Here is a 22,825-nt window from a genome sequence, read left to right as displayed (position 1 = left end):
CATGCGATGACCTTCCCGACCGCCAGGCGCCTCGTGCGCACGCTCCTCGCCGCCTCCCTGCTGGCCAGCTTCACCGCATGGCCGGCTGCCGGCATCTATCCCAGCGCGGAAGCCGCGGCGGACGCGCTCGTCGCCGCGCTGAAAGTCCATGACGATGGCGCCCTCGGCAAGGTGCTTGGCCCCGACTGGCGAACCTATATACCGACCGAGGGCGTGCAGCGCGACGACGTCGATGCATTCGTCGATGATTACGCTGCCAGCCACCGCATCGTCACCGACGGAAGCGGCACCCACCTCACCGTCGGACGTGCGGGCTGGCAGTTACCCATTCCGCTCGTGAAGGATGCGCACGGCTGGCGCTTCGATGTGGCCGCGGGCCATGACGAAATCATCGCGCGCCAGATCGGCCACAACGAGATGGATGTGGTGCAGGTGCTGCTGGCGTACTACGACGCGCAACGCGAATACGCAGCCAGCGTGCACGACAAGGACACGGCCCCGCACTACGCGGCGAAGCTGCGCAGCACGCCGGGCCAGCACGACGGCCTGTACTGGGCACCCCAGCAGGGCGAACCAGAGAGCCCGCTGGGCCCGCGCCTCGCGGCGGACAAGGTCCACGGCGATACCTACTTCGGCTACCACTACCGGATCCTGACCGCACAGGGGCCTTCGGCACCTGGCGGCGCCTATACGTACATGGCGGGCGGTGTCATGGCCAATGGCTTCGCGCTTATCGCGTGGCCGGCGCGCTACGGCGAGAGCGGCGTGATGACGTTCGAGGTCAGCCACGACGGCCTCGTCTTCCAGAAAGACCTGGGCAAGGACACCCCCACCGCGGTCACCCACATCGAGCGTTTCGACCCGGACTCGAGCTGGACTGAAGTCCCGGTTTCCCCGTGAACCCGAGAAGGAGCACACCCATGACCCTGCGTCCGCTTGCCCTGACCGTGCTGCTCGCTACGCTGTGCGCGCCGGCTCCCAGCGATGCCGCGACACCGTTCGACTGCACCATGCGCTTCGATCTTTCCTCCTGGGCCGTGCTGTACAAGCACTCGTCGGGCAACGGGACGGTGACCTGCAACGACGGTTCGACGTTGAAGGTGAAACTCACGGCGAATGGGGGTGGCCTGGCCCTGAGCAAGTCCGCGATCAAGGGCGGCAAGGCCGACTTCTCCGGCTTGCGCCGCATCGACGATGTGCTTGGCACGTACGTCGCCGCGGATGCCGATACAGGCATCGTGAAGCACGGCGATGCGCAGGTACTCACCAAGGGCGAGGTAAACATGAGCCTTGCCGGTGCCGGCAAGGGCATGGGCCTGGGCGTGACGGTCGGCGGCTTCACGATCGCCCGTGAGCCGTAAGGGCGGGCGCGCCATGCATGCCCGGCCGCTCGACTACTCCTTCGAGATCACCACCATCCGCCACGTCGGCGATAACGATGCCACCTGCTTCACCGCCGATGCGGTGGTCCGCGATGCGGCAGGCACCGAGGTCGCCCGCCTGCCCGGCAAGCGCATGCATAGCTACGTCGAAGCGGCGGAAGACGATGCCGTGGACGCCGCGCGCCAGGCGATCCGCCGGCTGCGCAAGGGCGGTACAGCAGCGACATGAATCCCACCAGGAGCGCGCGTCCCAGCGCGCTCCTGCCATGCCGGGCGTCAATCGGCCCGCGTGGTCTCGCTCAGCATCTTCAGCGCATCATCAATCGTGAAACTGTTCGGGTGCTGCACGGGCGGGAAATCCTTAAAGGTGGCGGCCCATGCATCCATGATGCGCCACGCCCCGAAGATGATGTACGCGTGGTAGCAGAACCATTCCCAGTACGAGTTGGAGGTGATCTCCGCGAACTCGTAAGGGTCCGTCCGCAGGTTGTAGAGCTTGGGCAGCCGGAGGCGGACGAATGGTTCGCCCCATACCGCCATGGTGCCCTTGCAGCGCTGCTCCATGAACGAGATTTTCCAGTTGTCGAAGCGCAGGCCCAGGATGTCGCCGTCGTCGCTGAGGTACACGAAGATCTTGCGCGGGCTGAGCGACTCCGCGTCGGTCAGGTGTTTCAGCAGGCTGCCGCCATCGATGTGGTTGCGATAGGTACGGCCGAGCGCCTTGTAGCCTTTTTTAAGCTCCTCCACCGCATCGGGCGCACCCGCCATCTCGGCGAAGGTCGGTAGCCAGTCATGGTGTTGCACGATTTCGTTGGACACCCTGCCCGCCTTCACGTGTCCCGGCCAGCGGACCACGAGGGGAACACGGAAGGCACCCTCCCAGTTGGTGTTCTTCTCACTCCGGAACGGGGTGGTGCCGGCATCGGGCCAGCTGTTCCGGTGGGGACCGTTGTCGGTCGAGTACATCACGAAGGTATCGTCTGCGATGCCGAGCTTGTCCAGGTAATCGAGGACCTCGCCGACGTTGCGGTCGTGGTCGATCATGGTGTCGTGGTACGGCGACTGCCAGCGGCCCGCCTGGCCCATGCTCTCCGGCTTGGTATGCGTGAACAGGTGCATGTGGGTGAAGTTGAGCCACACGAAGAACGGCGTATCGTCGTCCACCTGGCGCTTGATGAAGTCCTTGGTCGCCGCGACGAATTCGTCATCGCAGGTCTCCATGCGCTTGCGGTTGAGCGGCCCGGTATCCTTGATCTTCTGCTTGCCCACGCGCCCGAAGCGGGCATCCGTCGTGGCGTCGTCCTTGTCGGTCGCCCAGCTATGCAGTACGCCACGCGGCTTCACTGCCTTGACGAAGGTCGGGAAATCCTTCTCGGGCCAGTAGTCGTACATCTCCGGCTCTTCCTCGGCGTTCAGGTGGTAAAGGTTGCCGAAGAACTCGTCGAAGCCGTGGTTGGTGGGCAGGTGTTCGTTGCGGTCCCCAAGGTGGTTCTTCCCGAACTGCCCCGTCGCGTAGCCCTGGTTCTTGAGCACCGCCGCGATGGTGATGAGCTTTTCGGACATGCCGACCGGCGCGGCCGGGACGCCCACCTTCGACAGTCCGGTGCGGTAGACGCTTTGCCCGGTGATGAACGACGAGCGCCCGGCCGTGCACGACTGCTCACCGTACGAATCGGTGAACAGCATGCCCTCGTTCGCCAGCCGATCGATGTTGGGCGTCTGGTAACCCATCAGGCCCCGCGTGTAACAACTCAGGTTCGAAATCCCGATGTCGTCGCCCCAGATCACCAGGATGTTGGGTCGCTTGCCCGCCCTGGCTGCTTTATCCGGCGCGGGTTTCTTTGCCTTCTTGTCAGTTGCCATGTCATCTCCAGGCGCATCGCGCGCGTCGTCAGGGAGTCGGTGGACGCGCGTTCACCGACGGATCGAACACGGATTTCCAGTCGCCACGCATGCTGGCGACGCGGAAGTGATAACGGCTGGCCGCAGCGAGCGATTCGCCGCCTTTCTCGGCATACGCGAACTCGCGGACGGCATCGTCGTGGTTCACGAGCAGCGCGAACGAGGGGCCGCCACGATCCATGGCATAGCGCATCATCGAGACGTCACCGAAGCCGCCCACGTTGCCCCCGACGAACACCGGGCGTCGGCCGATGGCCCGCCATATCGCCGGCGGCTTGCCCTCGCGATCGACCACCTGCTCGACCTTGCCGGTGTAAGCGAGGACCACGCGGCCGCCACGTTCCTCGACGTGCGTGGCGAGGGAGCTGCCGATCACCCTGTCCGGCGGGATGCCGAAAGCATCCCAGGCGATAGCGCGTGTATAGGCGATCGGGGAACCGCTGCAGATCCAGGTCTTGAAGCCGTTCGCCTCGAGGTAGCGCAGCAGCTCCAGCATGGGCCGGTACGCAAGGCGCACGTAGGGAACGCCAAAGCGCGGGTTCTGTGCCGTGCGCGCCTCGCGTGCCATGCCCGCGGCCACCTCGTCGGTATCGCGACCGTCGATCGCCGCGGCCGTGACCTGCGCAAGGCCTGCTTCACCCTGCGCCTGCAGTGCCGCGATATCCCCCTTGAGGAACGCCGCGACACCCGGCTCCTGCGCAAGGGAGGGCCGCTTCCCCACCGCGGCCTTCACATCCCCGGCAAGCGGAAGCACCGCCCCGGGCAAAGGCTTCTCGGGCATCAGCGTGCCGTCCATGTCGAACACCGCAAGCCGGTCGGATGGGGCCACGTACCGGTCGCCGCCTTCGGTGGCGGCGTCTGAGACGAACGCCACGATCGCCGCTTTGGTCGGCCCCTCGTTCCACGATGGCAGCGGATCGCTCGCCGGCCCGACGTGCGCGCGCCCCGCACTGGCCAGCATCACCAGCGCGACGAAGGCTGCGATCGTATGCCGCGGTTCCCAACGATACGTGAGCACGTCCCGATCCTTCAGCGAAGGCGCATGAGACGATCTTGTGCAGTGGATGCCGCGCGCCCAAGCGTAGTCCCGCGCACGCCCGGCTAGGTAAATCTACGACGTGAACCCAGGAGGCACCGCTACCTAGGTAGATCTACCCAGCGCGCGTGGCGGCATTTGCGCTGTGCCATCCGCGCTGCTCCCACGAGGATGGGGTTCCGGAGGTGCCCATGAGCAGTGAACGTTTACAGAAATACACCTACGTGCCTGCCGCACTCGAGGGCGGGCGACCGGATACGGCGGTGGAACTCTCCGCACGCCGTACGGGCATGTCGTTCCAGCGTACGCGCATGAGCACGGACCGCACGCTGATGTCGGTCATGCGTACCTCGATCTCGCTGATCAGCTTCGGCTTCACGATCGCGCAGTTCTTCGAGCGGTTGCGCAGCACGAAGATGCTCCCGGAAGGCAGCGGTGCGCCCCGGCAGTTCGGCGTCGCCCTGGTGATGCTGGGGGTGGTGATGCTGATCCTTGGGATCATCTACCACCTGCATTACATGCGCACGTTGCGCAACGAGCGGCAGGCGATGACGCACGAGGGCCTGATCCATGGGGAGACACCCTATCCGGTATCGCTCACCCTGCTGGTCTCGGTGATCCTGCTGGCGATAGGCATCCTTGCCATCGTCAGCCTCGTCGGGCACGTGGGGCCGTTCGGCTAGCGCAGGACCCCATCGGCCTTGAGCTTCGGGATCAACGTCTTCGCGAGGGCTTCCGTCGCCTTCGGGATGTCGCTGTTTGCCACGCTGCGCGTCGTGACCGTCCAGACCAGGCGATCGCTTCGCGCATCCCACACGCTGGTTTCCAGGGTGACCAGCGTGGTCTCGGTAACCTCGGGCGTCGAGGCCCATGCGCCGCCATACCAGCCGTAGAAGCCGCCCACGTACGGACCCGGGCTCACGTTGATCCGGTCTTCGACGCGCTGCACGCGCGTCGCGAGCACCGCCTGGCTCCCCGTGGACTTCACCAGCTCGCCCAGCTGCGCCTGGCCGCCCTGCCCCGGCGGGATGCTGCTGTAGCTGGGCGTCGCGCGAATGCCAGCGGCGCCCAGTTCACGCGAGAAGGTGTCCTCGAACAGGCGGCGCATGGTGTCGCTGCGTGCCACGCCGATCACAAGCACGGATGATGCAGGCTGGCCGTGCCAGGTCGGGTCCTTCCATTCGTTGGTGACATCGACGGTGGCGCAGGCGGCCAGCAGGGTGATGCACGTGAGTGCGAAAGCGTGGCGTTTCATCAGCGTTCTCCTAAGTAGTCGTGGGGTCAGGGCCGGCTTCCATGGTCACGGATGAGGCCCATCCGGATGGCCTCGCGCACGAGGGCGACGCCGCTATGCACGTGGAAGAGATCGAGCAGGGCCTGGCGGTGGCTCTCCACCGTGCGCACGGAAATGCCAAGCTCCAGGGCGATCTCGGTGGCACGCAGGCCCCGCGCCATGCGCTCGAGGACTTCGCGCTGGCGGCGCGTAAGCCGGTGCATCGGTGGTGGCGCGTTCACCAGCGCGGCCATCAGGCCGGGGCTCACGTAACGGCGGCCCTCCACCACATCGCGCAACGCATCCAGCAGCTCGCCGCGGGGGGAATGCTTCAGCACGTATGCCCAGGCACCCGCCTGCATCGCTTCCTGTACCACCAGCGGTTCATCGTGCCCGGAGAGCACGATGAAGCGGATGTCGTCGCGACGCGCGGCAAGGCGGCGAAGCGGATCCAGCCCGGGCATGTCGGGCAGGTCGATGTCGCCGACGACGAGCATGCCCGCCTCTGCCCGTTCAAACAGGACGGCGGCGGAATGCACTAGCGTGGTCGAACGCACGCACGGTGCCAGCAAGGCAGCGACGCCTTCCGCGACGACACGGTGGTGGTCGACCACCACCACATCGACGGGTAAGACCGCGTCGTCCGCCGCGTGCATGGCCCGCTACAACGCGAACGAGACGTTGAGCACGAGCGGCTCACCCTTCAGCCGGTTCGATACATGGAACTCCTTCACCCAGCGCAGCGTGAAGTCGATGCTGCTGTCCTTGCTGAAGGTCTTCTTGAAATCGATCGCCGGACCCGCACCCAGCGCATGGCCCTTGAAGCCGCCGAGCCGATCCGCGGTGGCGCCCTTGTCGTCCGAGATCTGCTGGATCCAGCCCACCACCGCGCCGAAGCCCCAGCCGCCCGGCGTCCGTTTCATCGCCAGCAGGTCAAGATGGAACACCGGGGCGTTCCTGTAATCGGTCGCATCATTCCGCGTGTAGAAATCCACACCGGCAAGGCCGCTGAACTCGAACGAGCCGCGGTCGAAGAGGTGGGTGTAACCCACCGCAGGCGTGAAGGTCCAGTTGTTGAGGCCCAGGTTGGCCAGGCGCCCCTTCTCATAGCGCGCGGTAGGCGCATACACGTACACGCCCATCGACCAGTGCTCCACCTCGCTCACGTGGTAGCTCGCGATCACCGGCGCGAAATAGAGATCGAACAGGCCGGATGCCTGGTCACTAAGCTCACCCCTGCGCTGTCCGAACGTGATCGCGGCGCTCACGTCCGGCCGGATGTACGGCACGGTGAACATGCTCGCGAAGTTCCAGCGGCCTTTCCCCGTATCCCAGATGTACGCGAACGTGCCCGCGAACAGGTCAACGTTGGCTCGCACGTCCAACGCGGCAAGGCCGCCGATGGGCACTTCGCGGCTGCCGCCGATGTCGCCGGAGTAGTTGATGAAGCTCACGGATACGTGCATCCCCGGGTCGGGTGGCACGATGGCCGCGTACGGCGTGATCTGGGCGCCCGTGATCGAGCGCCCCATCGCGCCTTCGGTCGCCATGCCGGCGGTGGGGAGGCAGGCGGCTAGCAGGGTGCAGGCGAGGCGACGTTTCATGCTGGCATCCGCTGTGCTGAGGGGCCCTGCCTAGAGTGCGTGCGGCACGGCGGCGGCTTAAGCGAAAGACCACTCACGCGGGGTAGGTAAATCTACCGGCTACAACCCGGGCCGCAGCAACGAACCGAAGGTGAGGTAGACGGCGGTGTGCCCCCCGGCCGCATGCCCCACGCCGAGGAACACCGGACCGAGCGGCGACTGTACGCCGGCGAAGATGCTGCCTGCGTAGATCAACGAATCCAGCCGCACGTCGTTCTTGTTGCGCCAGGTATTGCCGGCTTCCAGGCTCATGCCGATGAAGACCGGCGTGGAGAACAGCGCGTCGAGGTTGCCGGTGCGTCGGTACAGGACCGCGCGACCCAGCGCGGATTGCGTGCCATACAACGAGCGTTCCCCGTAGCCGGACAGGTTGAGGAAGCCGCCCAGGAAGGTCTGCGATTCAAAGAAGTTCGTATTGTCGAGCGCACTGGATGCGCGCATGCCAAGCAACAGGTGATAGCGGCCCGTGCTCAGCCCCCAGTCCGGGACCCAGTCGGCGACCAGCCTTGCGACGTCGCCACTGACCTTGCCGCCGAGGAAGGTGCGGAAGCGGAGGTAGTCGAAGTTCACGTGGCTTCCCCGCGTGGGGAACTGGGCGTTATCGAGGCTATCCCAGTCAAGGCCCAGGCCGAGCGATGCGAATTCCGAGGTGCCATTCGGGAAGGTCGACGGCGACCCGACGCGCAGGTCGCCCGAGTCCCTGCCGCGCACCAGCGAGGTCGAAATGCGCCAGTACGATGCGGGCGTCCAGCCGATCTCGACGCCCGCGTTCCGCCGCCGGATCCGGTACTCGGCGAGTTCCTGCTCCCCCTTGCCATCGAAGACCGGCACATCCTCGTTGCGCACCACCACCGCGGGCATGACATACACCGTCGAGCCCTCGCCGAACGGCTGGTAGAACTCCGAGCGGATGCCGCCGATGCGGCCGCTCCATAGCGTATTGCGCCATTCCCCGCCGCTCTGGTTGAGGTTGGTGGCGGTGACCTCGGCGGAGATCAGGTACTCGCTGCGGCCGTTGAAATCGTCGTCCAGCTGGAAACCCATTTTCCCGTAGACCGGTCCCCAGCTCTTGTCGACAGGGGTCAGGCGGATACCGCGATCGCCATCCCGTTCCACCAGGTGATAGTCCACCTGCTGGTAGCTGCCCTGCCCATAAATCGTGCCGATCCGCGCTTCCACGTCCTTCGCATCGAAGGGCTTGCCCACCTCCGGCTGCAGCTGGCGGCCCGCGAAGGCCGCCGTATGCGTTTGCCTTGCGTCGACATCGATGAAGGCGACCAGCTTCGGATCGAAATCGCGCTGCCGGTGGCCGGCGACCCAGGCCTGCCACGCCTCCGGTGTCGCTGTAAGCGCGCGCAGGCGTGGCACCGCGGCTTCCGCCGCTGCGCGGCCGATGGCAATGGCTTCGTTGGCGCGGTTGAACTCGCCCGCACCCAGCTTGCCGAGCGCGGGCTTGATCAGGATGTCCTGGTCGGAAAGCGCCTTGAGCTGCCGGTCGGTCTTCTCCGCCATCAGCGCGCTGACCATCTGGTTTAGCAGGGCCACGGGATTGCTGAGCTGTGCTTCGTCGGCGAGCGGCGAGCCCACGTCGACCACGATCAGCCGGTCCGCGCCCATCTCGCGCACGACATCGATCGGCACGTTATCCATCAAGCCGCCATCGACCAGCAGCTTGCCATCCACGTTGGTGGGTGCGAAAGCGCCGGGCACCGACATGCTGGAGCGGATGGCCAATGGCAGGTCGCCGCTCGCGAACACCACGGGCTTGCCTACGACAATATCCGTGGCCACGGCGCGGAACGGGACAGGGAGTTGGTTGAAGTCATGCACGTCCCAGGTGGACACGAGCAGCCGACGCAACAGCAGCAAGAGTTTCTGGCCTTGCACCACGCCGGCCGGCGTGACGATGTGACCGTTCCTGTAGCCCACCTCGAAGTTGAGCAGGTAGCGATAGTCGGCATCCTTTCTCCGCATGGGCTCTTCCGCGCGGTCGGGATCATCGGAAAAGAGATCCTTCCAGTCGAGTGCCCCGATCACGTTCGCCATTTCGTCGGCGGTGTAGCCCGATGCGTAGAGTCCACCGACGATCGAGCCCATGCTGGTGCCCGCCACTTTGCAGATGGGTATGTGCTCGCGCTCCAGCACCTGGATGACGCCGATGTGCGCGGCGCCGCGCGCGCCGCCACCGCCCAGCACCAGGCCGACGCATGGCGATGGTTGCGTGGGTGCGGCGTTGGCCATCACGGACGTGAAGGCGATCAGCGCTACGACAGCTTTCCAGCCCTTGCGCATGCGCGTGGCCTCTCCACCGGTCTTCACCGGAGTGTCCGCCGACTCATCGCCCGGCGGCAGCGAAGAACGGACCACGCGAACTACGCATATTTACTTAGAGAAAACTGAGAGATAGAGCGGTATTGTCCGTATTCGTCCAGGGTGCGAAACCCGTAAGATCGAGCACGCAGCGCAGGGGCGCGAGCCAGACATCCACCGATGGTTGCACGCCATGCCGGCGTGCCGGGAGCAGCGGTGATCGGAGCTCAGCCAACAAGGGACCACCGGACCGCGACCTGGTGTGCAGCGACCTGCGCCGGGGTGGTCGCCGCGCAACTGGTGTCCAGCAGTTTGTGGAACCACCAGAACGGCTCCCACGTCATCTGGTTCCCTGGCGCCGTCCTGCTCGGCGTTTTACTGGCCAACCCACGCAGGACATGGTTCGCCCTGCTCGCATGTGGGTATGCAGGCCTCGTCGGCATCCTCGTGGCATTGGGTCTCCCCGTCGCCGACATCGCACTGCTCGCGTTACCGACGGTGCTGCTCGTGCCGTGCGCGGCCTGGTGTATCCGGCGCATGCCTCGCCGTGCACATGCGTTGCAGGACTTCCGCGTGCTCGTGGTGTTCGTCCTGTTCGGCGTCATCGCGCTTCCACTGGTCTCCGTCGCGATCACGGCCGCGGCCAGCCTCGCGACGAGCCTGCGTGGCGAACTGCTGACGTGGTGGCTCAATCTCGCGATGGCGAACGCCCTGGGCCACGCCCTGTTCCTTCCCGCGTGGAGCAGCCTGCGCGCCCGCGACTCCGCGCTGCGCAACGCCGGTGGGGTCGACGCCGGCTTCGTCATCCTCATGGTGCTGGCGCTCGTGATGCTCACGATCGTCTGGTACGCCTATGGCGACCGCCCTGAATTCCGTCCGCTGCTTTGCCTGGCCCCGACGCCCATCGCGATCGCCGCGGTGCTTACGGCGCAGATGACCGGCAGTTCGGTGACGATGTTCGTTATCGCGGTGATCGCCGCACACCTCACGTCGAAAGGCTATGGGCCGTTCACGGCGGCCACCGCCCAGGACACCACGCTCGCCCTGCAGGTGTGGACCCTGCTTGCCGCCATCTCCGCGCTGGTCGTCGCCGTGGTCGTGGAGCAACGCGCCGCAGGCCGGCGCCAGCTGGTGGCGGCACACGGCGAGCTGCGCGAGCTTGCCGGCCGCCTCATCGCCACGCAGGAGCAGGAGCGTGGCCGGCTCGCACGTGATCTCCACGACGACATCAACCAGCGGCTGGCTGCGGCGTCCATCGATCTTTCGACGCTGCGCAAGCGCCTTTCAGCCGAGTTCCGCGACGATGTCGCCGGGCTGCAGGACCGTATCGTCGCGCTCTCCGACGACGTGCGCCAGTTGTCACACCAGCTGCATCCGAGCTGCCTCCAGCATGCCGGGCTGCGTAGCGCGCTGGAGAGCCTGTGCCGGCACCCGCAAGGGCATGCGTGGCCGCGCGTCCGGTTGGTCGCCGGGCGCGAGATCGATGCGTTATGCCCCGAAGTGGCGCTCTGCTTTTACCGCGTCGCCCAGGAGGCCCTGGCCAACGCGGTCCGCCACGCCGGGGCGCGGGAGGTCACGCTCAACGCCGAGTTCGAGGACGGCGTGGCGACGTTGAGCATCATCGATGACGGCAAGGGCATCGACCTGCCCGCGTGCCCCGCCGCGCGCTGCGGCATTGGCATCGGCATTACCAGCATGCATGAACGGGCGAAGCTGCTGGGGGGCAGCTTCACCATCCGTAGTAGCCCAGGCAAGGGAGTGGATGTATGTATCCGGATACCGACGACACCGACGTGATGTGCGCCACGCGTCCCCGCGTGGTTTTCGCCGACGACCACCGCATGGTCGCGGAAGGCATCACCCGCCTGCTTGATGGGCGCTTCGAACTGGCCGCACTGGCCCAGGATGGCCACGCCCTGCTCGCACTGGTGCGCAGGCACGCGCCGGACCTCGTGCTGTCCGACATCAACATGCCGGGCTGCAATGGCCTGGACGTGTTGAAGATCCTGCGTGCGGAGGGCAACCGCGTACCCTTTGTCTTCCTCACCATGCATGCGGAGCCCGCCCTTGCCGCCACGGCCATGCGCTCCGGCGCCAACGGCTATGTGCTCAAGCTCTCCGCTGGCGAGGAGTTGCTTGTCGCGCTGGAGCATGTGCTGGAGGGAAGGAGCTACGTCACGCCATCGCTGGGCGCGCGGTATCTGCGAGGACATCTCGGCGACCTGCACGAGCTGACGCCGAAGCAGCGCGAAGTGCTGCGCCTGGTCGGAACCGGCTTGCGCTCGAAGCAGATCGCCGCGCAGCTGGGCCTGTCGGTGCGCACCGTCGAAGCGCACAAGTACACGATCATGCAGATCCTCGACGTCCATAGCACGCTCGAGCTCGTCCGCCGGTCGGAGGAACTCGGCCTGTTCTTCTGATGCCGATATGGAAGCGGGAGGCGAACGTAGATATACGCACGCCCCGTCACGTGCCTTTACGCTGTTGCACCACCCGCCCCAGCGCGAGAGTTCCTCCATGGACGCCTCGTTGCCCACCGCACGCCGGCCGTCGCTGGTACTGGCCGAAGACCATCCGCAGATGGCGCGGGAGATCGCGCGCCTGCTCAACGCGGATTTCGACGTCGTGGCGGCGGTCACGGACGGCGAGTCCCTGGTCACCTACGCCGTGCGCCTGCGCCCCGACATCGTGGTCACCGATATCGGCATGCCCGGCATGGACGGCATCGACGCCGCCGAGCGGCTGGCGCGCGCGCTGCCCGGCCTGCCCGTGGTGTTCGTCAGCATCCACGACGATCCGGAGATCATCCGCCGCGCGCTCACCGTAGGTCGCGGCTACGTCGTGAAAACCGCGGCCGGCGACGAACTTGTCGATGCGGTGCACGCCGCGCTCCGCGGCGAAGCGTTCATCTCGCCCCATCCCAGCCGGTAGAACTACGGCCCGCAGGCCAGTAAATGCCCCGAAGCCCCGGCGCGGCCGGCAGGCGACGATGCCCGTGCAGAAGCCCACCCCAACCCCAGCCACTCGGCCCGAGAACCCGCGATGCAACCGGAAGACACGGTGCTGGCATGGATCCGCTACGCCGCCCTCGGCATCGAAGCCCTGGCGACCCTGCTGATCCTCGTCGCGATCATAGGCGCTACCGCCAGGTACCTCATCGGCGTGGCCACGGCCCTGCGTGAGCAACCGGTGCATTACCTGCGCTACAAGCGCAGCCTCGGCCGGGCGCTCCTGCTTTGCCTCGAGATCCTCGTCGCTGCAGACATCGTCCGCACGATCGCGCTCGATACCACGCTGGCCAGCGTCATCGCGCTCGGCCTGCTCGTGGTCATCCGTACGTTCCTGAGCTGGTCGCTCGTCCTTGAAGTCGAGGGCCGCTGGCCCTGGCGCGCGGAACGACCCGCCGACAACGCCGCCCCGCCCCCTGGCTGAGACGCACCCGATGGCCTGCATCGATCCCCCTGTTGCCACGCATTCCGGCATGGTTCGCCTGGCCGGCGGCGTATTCCGCATGGGTTGCGAACACTTCTACCCCGAGGAAAAGCCCGTGCACCGCGTGCGCGTGGACGCCTTCTGGATCGACCGGGCGCCGGTCACGAATGCCGAATTCGCGCGATTCGTCGCGGCGACTGGCCACGTGACAGCCGCCGAGCTCGCCCCGCGCGCAGAGGATTACCCGGGTGCATTGCCCGGGATGCTGCGGCCCGGCTCGCTGGTTTTCATCCAGCCCGATCGGCCCGTACCCATGGAAATCGGCTATTGGTGGAACTTCGTCTTCGGTGCGGACTGGCGCCACCCCACGGGGCCCGGGAGCGATCTCGAAGGCCTCGACCAGCACCCCGTCGTCCACGTGGCGGCCGCGGATGCCGAGGCGTACGCGACGTGGGCCGGCAAGCGCCTGCCGACCGAAGCCGAGTGGGAATACGCCGCGCGCGGCGGCCTGGATGGTGCGGATTACGCGTGGGGCGAATTCCTTGCACCCATGGGACACCATCTCGCGAACTACTGGCAGGGCCGCTTTCCCTACGAGAACACGCTCGAGGACGGCTTCGCGCGGACATCACCCGTGGGGCATTTCGCGGCCAACGGCTATGGCCTCGTCGACATGATCGGCAATACCTGGGAATGGACCTCCGACTGGTACCGCGCGGCACATACCGCCGACGCGGTGAAAACCTGCTGCGTGCCGGGCAACCCGCGCGGCGGCGATCGCGACGCCAGCGCGGACATCCACGACCTGGCCCGCGTGCCTCGCCGCGTGCTCAAGGGCGGCTCGCACCTGTGCGCGCGGAACTACTGCCAGCGCTACCGCCCCGCCGCACGTTATCCCCACCCCGTCGATACCTCGACCAGCCACATCGGCTTCCGCTGCGTGATGTCAGACCCCGCCTGAGCAAGGCTAGACAACGCGCGCCACCCCCGCCTCCTGCAACACCCCCACCATGATCTGCAACGCCAACGCCACCTGCAGTATCCCCAGCACGGCCCCAAGCACCTGCAACGGCAACGGCGTCACCCAGCGCATGATCGCGTGCGCAAACAGCATCGTAAGCAGGTTCAGCACCATCACCAGGATGACCATCGCGAGGATGCCCACCGTCCGCGATCCGTCGGCACTCACCGCCATCAGCGTGATCACGGTGGCCACGCCATAGGGCGTGACCACGACCGGGAAGACCAGGCGCATCAGCGGCGTGGCGGCGACGGGCGCAGGCGACGCCGCCAGCGGCTCGGCGTACTGCGCCAGCACCATCCGCAGCGCCACCAGGAAAAACACGATGGCGCCGGCGAACTCCATTACCCCGGGCGTGATCGCCCAGTTATGCATCAACCGCGCGCCCACGAATCCACCGACAAGGACGGCAAGGGTTGCGATCCCCGCCACCTTCCACGGGATGCCCCTCCGCTCCGCCTCGGGGATGGCATGGGTGATCGCCACGTAGGGGCCGAGCACTTTCAAGGGCCCAAGCATGATGAAGAAGAACAGGAAGACCTTCGCCAGGCCGAGCGTGTAGGTGTGTTCGACAGGCATGGCAGGCTCCGCTTCGGCTGCATACACCGGGAGCATGGCCGGCCGACAGGAGCGGGACCACCGAAGGAAGGAGCAGGAGCGGGGCAGTACTTATGCTTAGACGGCTGGCATGGCCTCACTGGCTTCCGGGTACGGGCACCTGACAGAATTGGGTATCCAAGGTACCGTACCAGCCAGGTCAGAAACGAGCGCTCGACTATGCCGGATCGGGTGCACTGGACATCGTCACGCTGAAAGGGATTTGAAGAACGCTATGGCGATTGAAATACCGAGCGTCATTGCGGAGTGCGACGAGTACCAGTCGCTTGACGCCGAGGAACGGGGAGCACTTCTTCAACGAATGAGGGACGCCGCGCAATTGGGTGAATCTCTCTTCGAGGGAAGCAGAAGCGGCGGATACCCTGATTTCTTCCAGTTTGTGGAAGACCTCGAACTCGACGTCAGCCACATGCAGGAATATGGTTCCCGCCCCGGTAGCGCGCTAACCCGGTGGCAGGTTCATTATTCGTGGACTTTCTATGCATCTCCGCAGCAGATGCGAAGCACCCTTCCTTCGCTCGTCCTTGATCTCATCGATGCAAACGAGCCGCCGAGCTCCGCTCCATTTCCCGCTACAGAACAGTGGTTGAAGGATCTGGGACGGGGATTGACGCTCTCAGTAAGCGGAATTGCGAACGCTCAGGAATACCCGTCCGCTGTCGCAAACATGATCGCGGTCGACATCCTGCTAGGCCGCGTCCTTTCCGCGTGCTACAGGCTTCGATTAAACCCACTCGTTCCCCGATGAAAAGCGCAGTGGGCGCCTCCGCGGATGTACGGCTCCGGATCACGAGCTGTGGGAGCGCGCTTGCGCGCGATGGGGTCTGCGACTAGCACCCATCGCGTGCAAGCACGCTCCCACATGTCAGGATAGCGGCGGGAAGGCGGTGATACGCAGCTTGGCGCCGGCGTACGGGACGAGCTTCAAGGTCGTTTCGGACTCGTTGGTTGCTGCGACCTTTTCCGGCACGGGGTCGGCTGCGCCCTCTTCCGCTTTCCATGCGACCGGCCGGCCACGAACGGTCAGCGTCACCGCGGGCGATGCGCCGGCGAACGGGCGCGCACCGATCGGATGTTCTTCCGCTTTCGCCTCCAGCCCCACGCCGTAGTTCCACGGCGTGGTCGGATACACCTGCCAGTCGTTGGTGAGGCCACGCGGGCGCCACTTCACCCACGCCTCGCCGATGGGCAGCGAGAACACGAGCGGACCTCGCAGGAAGGTCACGGCGTTGTTGTAGCCACGTTCGGTGACGACTTCGGCGGGGAATGACAATGCGATGCGATCGCCGGGGTTCCAGGTGCGTTCGATCGTGTGGAAGCCGGCTTCGGCTTTCACGGCGACCGCCGCGCCATTCACCGTCAGCACCGGCTTCCTGCACCAGGCCGGGATACGCACGCGCAACGGGAAGGCCACCGCGTGCGCGGGCTTAACCGTGATGGCGATATCGCCGCGGAACGGGTAGTCGGTGACCTGCTCGATCGCGACCGGCACGTCGCGCACCACGGTCGAGACGTTGCACGGCGCGTACACCGTGGCGGCCAGGCCGCGATCGCTCGTCGCCATCCACAGCGAAGCGGTGAGCTTGGGCCAGCCCTGGTGGAAGTTGGCCGTGCAGCAGCCGAAGTGCGGATCGAGGCCAAAGATGTTGGCTTCCGGCCCGTTCGTGGTCCACGGCCGGCGGTGCAGGCTCACCTCTACCTGGTTCGGCTGCTGGTCGTACTGGTGCGCCCACATGTCGTCGGTGAACGTGCCTGGCAATGCGTTGTAAGCGATACGTTCGATGCGATCGCCGAGCGCCGCATCGCCCGTGATGGCGAGCGACATTTCCAGCGAGTACATCGCCTCGACCACCGTGCAGAGTTCGACGCCCTGCGACGGGCTGCGCCCGGCCAGGTGCTCGTCGCAGGAGAACATGCCGTTTGGCAGGCCGTGGTACGTATCGAGCATGTCGAGCTGGTGATGGATCGCCGCGCGATCATCGGCGTTGCGCGATACCAGCGACCACACGGGCGACGCCTTGAGTGCCTGGCCGTTGTTCACGCCGTGCACCTGCAGGCCGTCGTCGACCATGAACACGTCGCCGCCGTTGCGCATCTTCGCTTCCAGCGCTTTGACGTCCACCTTCTCCTTGAACGAGAAGTTGGCGAACATGCCCTGCCAGTCGTAACCCTGCTTCTTCAACAGGTGCGCCAGCTCGATCAGCTTCGGATCCTGGGTGCGCGTATACAGCCACAGCACCACCGCCACCTCGTCCTGCCAGCGCATGCGGCCCCAGTCGCGCAGCGGGCGCTCGGGCATGGCCTGGAGCTGGTAATGGAAATAGTTGGTCATGAACGGGACGACCCGCGCATCGCCGGTGAGCTCCTGGTACTGCGCGAGCACCTTCAGCATCACCATGCGCGGCCACCAGTCGTCGTTGCTGCGCGGCCCGAACATACCGTCGGGCTGCGCGCTGCCGAGTGTCCAGTCGATGAAACGCTGCGCCTTGGCTTTCAGCGGCGCCGAATCCAGCTGCCATGCAAGCGGAAGCAGGCCGTCGAGGAAATACGGGCCACGCTCCCACGATTCACCCTTGCCACCGAGCCAGCCGCTCTCGGGGCCGAGGTCGGGCCAGGTCTCGTCGACATGGCCACCGAGGCCATCGGCCTGGATCTGCAGCTGGCGAAGGAGCCAGCCGGAAGGGGTGATGGAGCCCGCGGGCAAGAGCTGCAATGGCTGGGGTGCCAGCGGCGCGGGCGGGAACAGGGGTGCGGCGGGGGCCGCCTTGCCTGCGCCCGAGGCGGCTGACCCGGCGGCGGCGCCAGTAGCGGCAGCGGCACCAGCGGCCGCCAGCGGCACGAAGCCCGCGAGCGTGCCCATGGCGGAAGCGCGCAGGAATGCGCGGCGGCTCGTAACGGTGTCACCCATCGATCGACGTCCCCGTGGTGGTCCGGTCATCGATACTGGCAGGCTACGCGGCCTGCGTCACCCCTTGGGCTTCTTCTTCCTCACATACAGCTGCTTGCGTACGGTGGCGATGAGCTCGCCGGAGGCCGTGCGGATATCGGTATCGAACCAGCGCAGGTGCTTCTGGCCATCCGCGCATTCCGCGCGGATCTCGTCGAGCATGGCCTCCTCCACGCGGAATTCCGCATAGACGTCTTCACGGCCAGGCGCGACGAAGCGGATCTCTCCGGCCTGGTCCCATACGATGTAGTCGTTGCCGAGGCTCTTCAGCACCATGATCATCCAGAACGGATCGGTCATGGAAAACAGGTTGCCGCCGAACTGGGTGCGCACGTAATTGCGGTTGTACCAGGCGAGGTTGAGCTTCACCTTCGCATAGCGGTAATCGTCGAACCGCACGACGCGGATGCCGGCGAACAGGAAGGGCGGCCAGGCGTTGAGGATGCGCCGGAGGGTGGGTGCTTTCATGCCGCCATCGTAACGGTGGGCCGCAAGGTGACCTAGACCCCCGTTTCAAACACCCGTGACCTCTGGCCTATACGAGACCGGGCCGCGAGGTTCCACCATCGGGCCTTCATCCGCCGCCTGGAACCGTCCCATGCGCCACACCCTCCGCCGTGCCTCGCTTGCCACCGCCATCGCGCTGGCCACCACCGCTCCCGCCGCCTTCGCACAGGACCTCCCCGCCCCCGTCGACCAGCCCTACAAGGGCAACCTCGCGGTCACGGTGGACCTGACCGACCAGGCCCGGCACCTGCTGCACGTGCGCGAGAGCATCCCGGTCTCGCCGGGGCACACGATCCTCTACTACCCGAAGTGGATCCCGGGCGAGCACAGCCCTAGCGGCCCGCTTTCGAATGTCGCCGGCCTGATCATTACCGCGAACGGCAAGAAGATCCCGTGGCGTCGCGACCTGAAGGAGATGTTCGCGTTCCACGTGGATGTTCCGGAGGGCGTGGACAAGCTCGACCTGAGCTTCGATTACCTCGATTCGGCGACGCCGCACTACATCCCGCTCGAGTTCAACGAAGTGTCGTTCTACCCGGCGGGCTACTACACCAGCCGCATCATGATCGAACCGACGGTGAAGCTGCCGGCGGGCTGGAAGTTCGCCACCGCGCTGGAGACGGCATCGCAAGCCGGCGATACGGTGACCTTCAAGCCGGTGAGCTACGAGAACTTCGTGGATTCACCGCTGATCGCCGGCCAGTACTTCACCCGCGTCGATCTTGCCCCGAACCAGTCGGTGCCGGTGCACCTCGATATCGTCGGCGAGACGGCCGAGAGCGTGAAGATCAGCGACAAGCAGATCGCCCCGCAGCGCAACCTCGTGGTCCAGGCCAACAAGCTGTTCGGTGCGCACCATTACAGCCATTACGACTTCCTGCTGGTGGTCTCCGACCACACCGGCCACTTCGGCCTTGAGCACCACCAGTCGAGCGACGATCGCCTGTTCGCCAACTTCCTCACGGACCCGAAGGTGCACGCCGCCGCCGGCACGTTGCTGCCGCACGAATACATCCACTCGTGGAACGGCAAGTTCCGCCGCCCCGCCGACCTGTGGACGCCGACGTTCACCGAGCCGATGCAGGATGACCTGCTCTGGGTCTATGAAGGCCTGACCGACTACTTCGCGGGCGTGCTCACCGCGCGCTCGGGCATCTGGACCACCGACCAGTGGCGCGACAACCTGGCCTCGATCGCCGCCGACATGGGCGCGCGCACGGGCCGCCAGTGGCGCTCCCTGCAGGACACGGCCGATGGCATCCCGCTTTCCTCGCGTGGTTCCAGTGGCTGGGTGAACCTGCGCCGCAGCTCGGATTACTACCCGGAAGGCCAGATGCTCTGGCTCGATGTGGACACGAAGATCCGCGACCTCTCCGGCGGCAAGCACACGCTGGATGAGTTCGCGAAGGCGTTCTACGGCATGGATAGCGGCAGCTATGTGCCGAAGACCTATACGTTCGAGGACGTGGTGAAGACGCTGAACGACGTGCAGCCGTACGACTGGGCGAAGTTCCTGCGCGAACGCCTGGACTACACCGGCGACACCATGCCCGAGAAGGGTATCGAGGGTGGCGGCTGGAAGCTCGCGTTCGACGACAAGCCGACCGATTTCCAGAAGACCGGGGAAACGCTGCGGAAGACCATCAACCTGGCGTATTCGCTGGGCGTGACGGTATCCGACAAGGGCGAGATCCGCGACTCGCAGTGGGAAGGCGCCGCGGCGAAGGCCGGGCTCATCCCGGGCGTGACGATCGTCGCCGTGAACGGCAAGGACTTCTCGGCGCAGGTGCTGAAGGATGCGGTGGCCGATGCGAAGAACACCACGACGCCGATCGAGTTCCTGGTGAAGAACGTCGACGACTACCAGACGGTGAAGGTCGACTACCACGGCGGCCTGAAGTACCCGCACCTGGTGCGTGGCGAGGGCAAGGACCTGATCGGGGCGATTGCTACGCCGAAGAAATAAGAACATCGCGCGCAAGCACGCTCCCACAAAGGCATCGCAACCTTGTGGGAGCGCGCTCGCAAGGGCATTGCAACCTTGTGGGAGCGCGCTTGCGCGCGATAGCTCTTAGTGCTCCCGCGCAGTCTCGAACAGGAACCACGCGCGGCGCTCGGCCTGGTCGATCCAGTTCTCGATCAGGCTGGCCGTGGCGACATCGCCGTATTCATCGCACACGCCATGCGTTTCGCGGAGAAACGCGATGTAGCGCATGTTGTCTTCGCGCAGTTCCGCCAGCATGTCCTGCGGGGTCACGAAATCCGCATCGTTGTCGGCGAGGCGCTGCAGGCGGCTGATATGGCCGATGGAATGCAGCGTGGTGCCGCCGATCTTGCGGACGCGCTCGGCGATGTCGTCGGTGATCGCGAAAACCTCGCTGGCCTGCTCATCGAGCAACAGGTGCAGGTCGCGGAAGCGCGGGCCGGACATGTGCCAGTGGAAGTTCTTGGTCTTCAGGTACAGCGCGAAGGTGTCCGCCAGCAACGCGTTGAGCTCGGCCGAGATGTCGCGGGTCGCATCGGCACCGAGACCGGTGGGGGTATTCAGGTCGGCCTTGCGGCGGGTCTTGGCGGCTTCGGTGTTTTTCATCACAAGCGCTCCTCGGGATAGGCTCCCGAGGATGCGCCAGCGCGCATGACAAAAGCTTGCATGTTCGCGCCGATGGCCGTGCGCTAGAGCGGCAGGGTCACCACGACACGGAGGCCATGGCCGCCAGCGCGATCCAGCAGCTCCACGGAGGCACCGTGGAGTTCCGCGGCGCGTTGCACGATGGAAAGGCCGAGGCCGTAGCCATCGCCGTGGGAATCGACCCCACGCTGGAATCGCCCGAACATGCCGGCGCGGCGCTCGGCCGGAATGCCCGGGCCGTCATCCACCACTTCGAGCACCGCATGGGCATCGCGCCGCTCGATGGATAGCGCGACGTGGCCACCCGAGGGGACGTGGCGGAACGCGTTATCCAGCAGGTTGCGCAGCAACACGCCCAGCGCAACCGGATAGCCCTCGATGATCACATCCCCATCGGGACGGTCGATCTCGAGCTCCACGTTGCCACGGGCGATGACCGGCGCCAGTTCCTCCACGACATCGAGCGCCAGCGACGCCAGGTCTACCCGGGCGCGCGGCCCGGAAGCCGCACCGGCCTCCAGCCGCGCCAGCGCCAGCAACTGCTCGGTGCGCCGGGCGAGTGAGACCAGGCAGTCACGCGCCGCGTTGAGGGCAGCCTGCGCCTCATCGGGCCGCGCCGAAGCGAGGGCGTTCTCCAGGTTGATCATGGTCGAGGCCAGCGGCGTACGCAGCTCGTGGGCCACGTCGGCACTGAAGCGGCGCTCGCGTTCCAGTGCGCTCTCGAGGCGGAGGATCTGGTCGTTCAGCGCCGCCATCACCGGCTTCAGTTCTTCCGGCGCATCGCCGCTCAGGTGCACCGGCGCCCGGCTACCGGGCTCGCGATGCGCAAGGGCGCCTGCCAGATCCTCGAGGGGACCGAGGCCACGCCGGACCGCCCACCCCACCAGCACGGCCAGCAGCGGCAGGCCGAGCAGCGTGGGCAGGCCGTGCTCGATCCAGAGCGCATGGGTGATCTCGTGCCGGCTGTCATAGCGCTCACCCGCGCGGATGGTGATGCCCTGCTCTTCCATGATCAGCGTGAACACGCGCCACGTATAACGGCCCTGGGTCACGTCTTCGTAGCGGCCATCCGGCACGTGCAGGCGCGGTACCGAGGCCAGGTTCTCCGTGGCCATGAGCAGGGTTCCGTCGCGGTCGAACACCTGGAAGCCCACCTCGGATTCATAGGTGCGCCCCTGCACGGTGAGTTCGGCCGGGTGGTTCGTGGAGCTCGGCACGAGCAGGCGCGCCGTGCGTTGCTCGCGCAGCTGTTCCACGCCGATGCGGTTTACCAGCACTTCCAGCGTGCGCGCGGCCTGGGCGAGACGGCCGTCGGAAAGCTCGTCCACCTCTTCCAGCGTGCGTTGTGCGCTCAGGATGCCGAGCGGCAGCAGCACCGCGGCCAGCACGCCGATGATGAGGAGCAACAGGCGCGAGCGGAGGCTGAGTGGCCTCACACCGGCTCCCGCGGCACCATGTAACCGAACCCGCGCACCGTCTGGATGGCTTCAGGGCTGAGCTTGCGACGAAGGCCGTGCACGAGCACCTCAAGCGCGCTGGTGCTCACTGCGTTCTCCGGGCCGTACAGCGTGCTCTCCAGCGTTTCGCGGCGGACGATGCGGCCGGCACGCTCCATCAGGGTCTGCAGCAGCGCGAATTCACGGCGGGTGAGGTCCACCTTGTTCCCACGCCACGCCACGTCGAAGGTGCCCAGGTCCATGCTGAGCGCCCCTGCCTCCAGGCGGTTGACCGCTTCGCCCCGCGCGCGGCGCGAGAGCGAACGGATGCGCGCCGCCAGTTCATCCAGGTGGAAGGGCTTGACCAGGTAATCGTCCGCGCCGGCGTCCAGCACCTGGATGCGGCCATCGAGCTGGTCACGGGCCGACATCACGATGACCGGCGTGGTGACGCGCTGGCGGCGGGCTTCCTGCAACACCTCAAGACCATCCCGCCCCGGCAGGCCGAGGTCGAGCAGCACCAGGTCAGCCTCGTGCTCACGCAGCGCCACCAGCGCCTCGTCCCCATCGCGCAGCCACGTGATGGTATGGGCGAGCCGCTCCAGTGCCCTGCGGATGGCATCGCCGAGCTGGGCGTCGTCTTCGATAAGGAGGATGTGCAAGCGAGCCGGGCCGATGGAGAGTCAGGG

23 protein-coding genes are annotated in these 22,825 nt (G+C 66.2%); 11 read left to right on the top strand and 12 right to left on the bottom strand.

What is annotated here, in order from left to right:
* Positions 1-6 precede the first annotated feature (6 nt).
* From ACZ6YI_RS07880 to ACZ6YI_RS07870, 3 genes are read left to right on the top strand one after another with little or no spacing between them, the layout of a single operon-like run.
* Positions 7-900, top strand: coding sequence for a DUF2950 domain-containing protein (locus tag ACZ6YI_RS07880; protein WP_465778131.1), 894 nt, complete (start codon positions 7-9; stop codon positions 898-900).
* Between the two features lie 20 nt (positions 901-920).
* The gene (locus ACZ6YI_RS07875; protein WP_465778130.1) at positions 921-1,361 is read left to right on the top strand and encodes a hypothetical protein; all 441 of its coding nucleotides are present in this window, start codon (positions 921-923) and stop codon (positions 1,359-1,361) included.
* A complete protein-coding gene (locus ACZ6YI_RS07870) occupies positions 1,351-1,611 on the top strand; it encodes a hypothetical protein (RefSeq protein WP_465778129.1) in 261 nt (86 codons plus the stop codon). Before ACZ6YI_RS07875 ends, ACZ6YI_RS07870 begins: the two co-directional genes overlap by 11 nt.
* Before the next feature lie 47 nt (positions 1,612-1,658).
* Here the strand turns inward: ACZ6YI_RS07870 and ACZ6YI_RS07865 are convergent, their stop codons facing one another.
* Entirely contained in the window at positions 1,659-3,245 is a 1,587-nt protein-coding gene (locus ACZ6YI_RS07865; protein ID WP_465778128.1) for an arylsulfatase, read from the bottom strand.
* A 28-nt stretch (positions 3,246-3,273) separates the two neighbouring features.
* Positions 3,274-4,302 carry an HAD family hydrolase gene (locus tag ACZ6YI_RS07860; RefSeq protein ID WP_465778127.1) on the bottom strand — a complete coding sequence of 343 codons (1,029 nt, stop codon included), beginning with the start codon at positions 4,300-4,302 and terminating at the stop codon, positions 3,274-3,276.
* Positions 4,303-4,511: 209 nt separating this feature from the next.
* Between ACZ6YI_RS07860 and ACZ6YI_RS07855 the strand changes: the two genes are divergently transcribed.
* The gene (locus ACZ6YI_RS07855; RefSeq protein ID WP_465778126.1) at positions 4,512-5,003 is read left to right on the top strand and encodes a YidH family protein; all 492 of its coding nucleotides are present in this window, start codon (positions 4,512-4,514) and stop codon (positions 5,001-5,003) included.
* Here ACZ6YI_RS07855 and ACZ6YI_RS07850 read toward each other — a convergent pair.
* From ACZ6YI_RS07850 to ACZ6YI_RS07835, 4 genes are all read right to left on the bottom strand, one after another.
* Positions 5,000-5,575 (bottom strand): DUF4136 domain-containing protein, encoded by a 576-nt coding sequence (locus tag ACZ6YI_RS07850; RefSeq protein WP_465778125.1) that lies wholly within the window; start codon positions 5,573-5,575, stop codon positions 5,000-5,002. The two genes, ACZ6YI_RS07855 and ACZ6YI_RS07850, sit on opposite strands and share 4 nt — an antisense overlap.
* A gap of 26 nt (positions 5,576-5,601) precedes the next feature.
* Positions 5,602-6,249, bottom strand: a complete 648-nt coding sequence (locus tag ACZ6YI_RS07845) for a response regulator (protein ID WP_465778124.1) — start codon at positions 6,247-6,249, stop codon at positions 5,602-5,604.
* A 6-nt stretch (positions 6,250-6,255) separates the two neighbouring features.
* Entirely contained in the window at positions 6,256-7,197 is a 942-nt protein-coding gene (locus ACZ6YI_RS07840) for a SphA family protein (RefSeq protein ID WP_465778123.1), read from the bottom strand.
* A 99-nt stretch (positions 7,198-7,296) separates the two neighbouring features.
* A complete protein-coding gene (locus tag ACZ6YI_RS07835) occupies positions 7,297-9,603 on the bottom strand; it encodes a patatin-like phospholipase family protein (protein ID WP_465778122.1) in 2,307 nt (768 codons plus the stop codon).
* A gap of 123 nt (positions 9,604-9,726) precedes the next feature.
* Here ACZ6YI_RS07835 and ACZ6YI_RS07830 point away from each other — a divergent pair, with 123 nt between their 5' ends.
* From ACZ6YI_RS07830 to ACZ6YI_RS07810, 5 genes are all read left to right on the top strand, one after another.
* A complete protein-coding gene (locus tag ACZ6YI_RS07830; protein WP_465778121.1) occupies positions 9,727-11,343 on the top strand; it encodes a sensor histidine kinase in 1,617 nt (538 codons plus the stop codon).
* Entirely contained in the window at positions 11,313-11,966 is a 654-nt protein-coding gene (locus ACZ6YI_RS07825; protein ID WP_465778120.1) for a response regulator, read from the top strand. Before ACZ6YI_RS07830 ends, ACZ6YI_RS07825 begins: the two co-directional genes overlap by 31 nt.
* A gap of 97 nt (positions 11,967-12,063) precedes the next feature.
* Positions 12,064-12,477, top strand: a complete 414-nt coding sequence (locus ACZ6YI_RS07820; protein ID WP_465778119.1) for a response regulator — start codon at positions 12,064-12,066, stop codon at positions 12,475-12,477.
* A gap of 111 nt (positions 12,478-12,588) precedes the next feature.
* The gene (locus ACZ6YI_RS07815; protein ID WP_465778118.1) at positions 12,589-12,978 is read left to right on the top strand and encodes a DUF1622 domain-containing protein; all 390 of its coding nucleotides are present in this window, start codon (positions 12,589-12,591) and stop codon (positions 12,976-12,978) included.
* Positions 12,979-13,027: 49 nt separating this feature from the next.
* Positions 13,028-13,939, top strand: coding sequence for a formylglycine-generating enzyme family protein (locus tag ACZ6YI_RS07810; RefSeq protein ID WP_465778117.1), 912 nt, complete (start codon positions 13,028-13,030; stop codon positions 13,937-13,939).
* 6 nt (positions 13,940-13,945) lie between these two features.
* On the opposite strand, the gene ACZ6YI_RS07805 is transcribed toward ACZ6YI_RS07810, so the two are convergent.
* Positions 13,946-14,578: a MarC family protein gene (locus ACZ6YI_RS07805; RefSeq protein ID WP_465778116.1), complete on the bottom strand. Its 633-nt coding sequence runs from the start codon at positions 14,576-14,578 to the stop codon at positions 13,946-13,948.
* A gap of 241 nt (positions 14,579-14,819) precedes the next feature.
* On the opposite strand from ACZ6YI_RS07805, the gene ACZ6YI_RS07800 reads away from it, so the two are divergent.
* Complete coding sequence (locus tag ACZ6YI_RS07800; protein WP_465778115.1) at positions 14,820-15,365, top strand: hypothetical protein; 546 nt, start codon at positions 14,820-14,822, stop codon at positions 15,363-15,365.
* A gap of 117 nt (positions 15,366-15,482) precedes the next feature.
* On the opposite strand, the gene ACZ6YI_RS07795 is transcribed toward ACZ6YI_RS07800, so the two are convergent.
* Together ACZ6YI_RS07795 and ACZ6YI_RS07790 are read right to left on the bottom strand one after the other, a co-directional pair.
* Positions 15,483-17,525, bottom strand: a complete 2,043-nt coding sequence (locus ACZ6YI_RS07795; RefSeq protein WP_465778114.1) for a glycoside hydrolase family protein — start codon at positions 17,523-17,525, stop codon at positions 15,483-15,485.
* A 57-nt stretch (positions 17,526-17,582) separates the two neighbouring features.
* A complete protein-coding gene (locus ACZ6YI_RS07790; RefSeq protein WP_465778113.1) occupies positions 17,583-18,032 on the bottom strand; it encodes a DUF4442 domain-containing protein in 450 nt (149 codons plus the stop codon).
* 130 nt (positions 18,033-18,162) lie between these two features.
* Between ACZ6YI_RS07790 and ACZ6YI_RS07785 the strand changes: the two genes are divergently transcribed.
* Entirely contained in the window at positions 18,163-20,037 is a 1,875-nt protein-coding gene (locus ACZ6YI_RS07785) for a M61 family metallopeptidase (RefSeq protein ID WP_465778112.1), read from the top strand.
* Positions 20,038-20,142: 105 nt separating this feature from the next.
* Here the strand turns inward: ACZ6YI_RS07785 and ACZ6YI_RS07780 are convergent, their stop codons facing one another.
* The 3 genes from ACZ6YI_RS07780 to ACZ6YI_RS07770 form a co-directional block, all read right to left on the bottom strand.
* Positions 20,143-20,661, bottom strand: a complete 519-nt coding sequence (locus tag ACZ6YI_RS07780) for a Dps family protein (protein WP_440328553.1) — start codon at positions 20,659-20,661, stop codon at positions 20,143-20,145.
* A gap of 83 nt (positions 20,662-20,744) precedes the next feature.
* A complete protein-coding gene (locus ACZ6YI_RS07775) occupies positions 20,745-22,136 on the bottom strand; it encodes a sensor histidine kinase (protein ID WP_465778111.1) in 1,392 nt (463 codons plus the stop codon).
* On the bottom strand, positions 22,133-22,798 hold the full coding sequence (locus tag ACZ6YI_RS07770; RefSeq protein WP_465778110.1) for a response regulator: 666 nt from the start codon (positions 22,796-22,798) through the stop codon (positions 22,133-22,135). The genes ACZ6YI_RS07775 and ACZ6YI_RS07770 overlap by 4 nt, the downstream gene beginning before the upstream one ends.
* Positions 22,799-22,825: the final 27 nt, after the last annotated feature.

Source organism: Luteibacter sp. NPDC104163 (assembly GCF_055584245.1).
The sequence above is the reverse complement of the archived record's forward strand: the minus strand, read 5'-3'. Positions and strand labels throughout refer to the sequence as shown.

Coding starts and splice junctions, on each gene's coding strand:
- ACZ6YI_RS07830 (WP_465778121.1), top strand. CDS start 9,727: ATGGTTGCACGCCATGCCGGCGTGCCGGGAGCAGCGGTGATCGGAGCT.
- ACZ6YI_RS07795 (WP_465778114.1), bottom strand. CDS start 17,525: ATGGGTGACACCGTTACGAGCCGCCGCGCATTCCTGCGCGCTTCCGCC.
- ACZ6YI_RS07780 (WP_440328553.1), bottom strand. CDS start 20,661: ATGAAAAACACCGAAGCCGCCAAGACCCGCCGCAAGGCCGACCTGAAT.
- ACZ6YI_RS07805 (WP_465778116.1), bottom strand. CDS start 14,578: ATGCCTGTCGAACACACCTACACGCTCGGCCTGGCGAAGGTCTTCCTG.
- ACZ6YI_RS07855 (WP_465778126.1), top strand. CDS start 4,512: ATGAGCAGTGAACGTTTACAGAAATACACCTACGTGCCTGCCGCACTC.
- ACZ6YI_RS07825 (WP_465778120.1), top strand. CDS start 11,313: ATGTATCCGGATACCGACGACACCGACGTGATGTGCGCCACGCGTCCC.
- ACZ6YI_RS07845 (WP_465778124.1), bottom strand. CDS start 6,249: ATGCACGCGGCGGACGACGCGGTCTTACCCGTCGATGTGGTGGTGGTC.
- ACZ6YI_RS07880 (WP_465778131.1), top strand. CDS start 7: ATGACCTTCCCGACCGCCAGGCGCCTCGTGCGCACGCTCCTCGCCGCC.
- ACZ6YI_RS07850 (WP_465778125.1), bottom strand. CDS start 5,575: ATGAAACGCCACGCTTTCGCACTCACGTGCATCACCCTGCTGGCCGCC.
- ACZ6YI_RS07785 (WP_465778112.1), top strand. CDS start 18,163: ATGCGCCACACCCTCCGCCGTGCCTCGCTTGCCACCGCCATCGCGCTG.
- ACZ6YI_RS07810 (WP_465778117.1), top strand. CDS start 13,028: ATGGTTCGCCTGGCCGGCGGCGTATTCCGCATGGGTTGCGAACACTTC.
- ACZ6YI_RS07875 (WP_465778130.1), top strand. CDS start 921: ATGACCCTGCGTCCGCTTGCCCTGACCGTGCTGCTCGCTACGCTGTGC.
- ACZ6YI_RS07840 (WP_465778123.1), bottom strand. CDS start 7,197: ATGAAACGTCGCCTCGCCTGCACCCTGCTAGCCGCCTGCCTCCCCACC.
- ACZ6YI_RS07865 (WP_465778128.1), bottom strand. CDS start 3,245: ATGGCAACTGACAAGAAGGCAAAGAAACCCGCGCCGGATAAAGCAGCC.
- ACZ6YI_RS07790 (WP_465778113.1), bottom strand. CDS start 18,032: ATGAAAGCACCCACCCTCCGGCGCATCCTCAACGCCTGGCCGCCCTTC.
- ACZ6YI_RS07820 (WP_465778119.1), top strand. CDS start 12,064: ATGGACGCCTCGTTGCCCACCGCACGCCGGCCGTCGCTGGTACTGGCC.
- ACZ6YI_RS07815 (WP_465778118.1), top strand. CDS start 12,589: ATGCAACCGGAAGACACGGTGCTGGCATGGATCCGCTACGCCGCCCTC.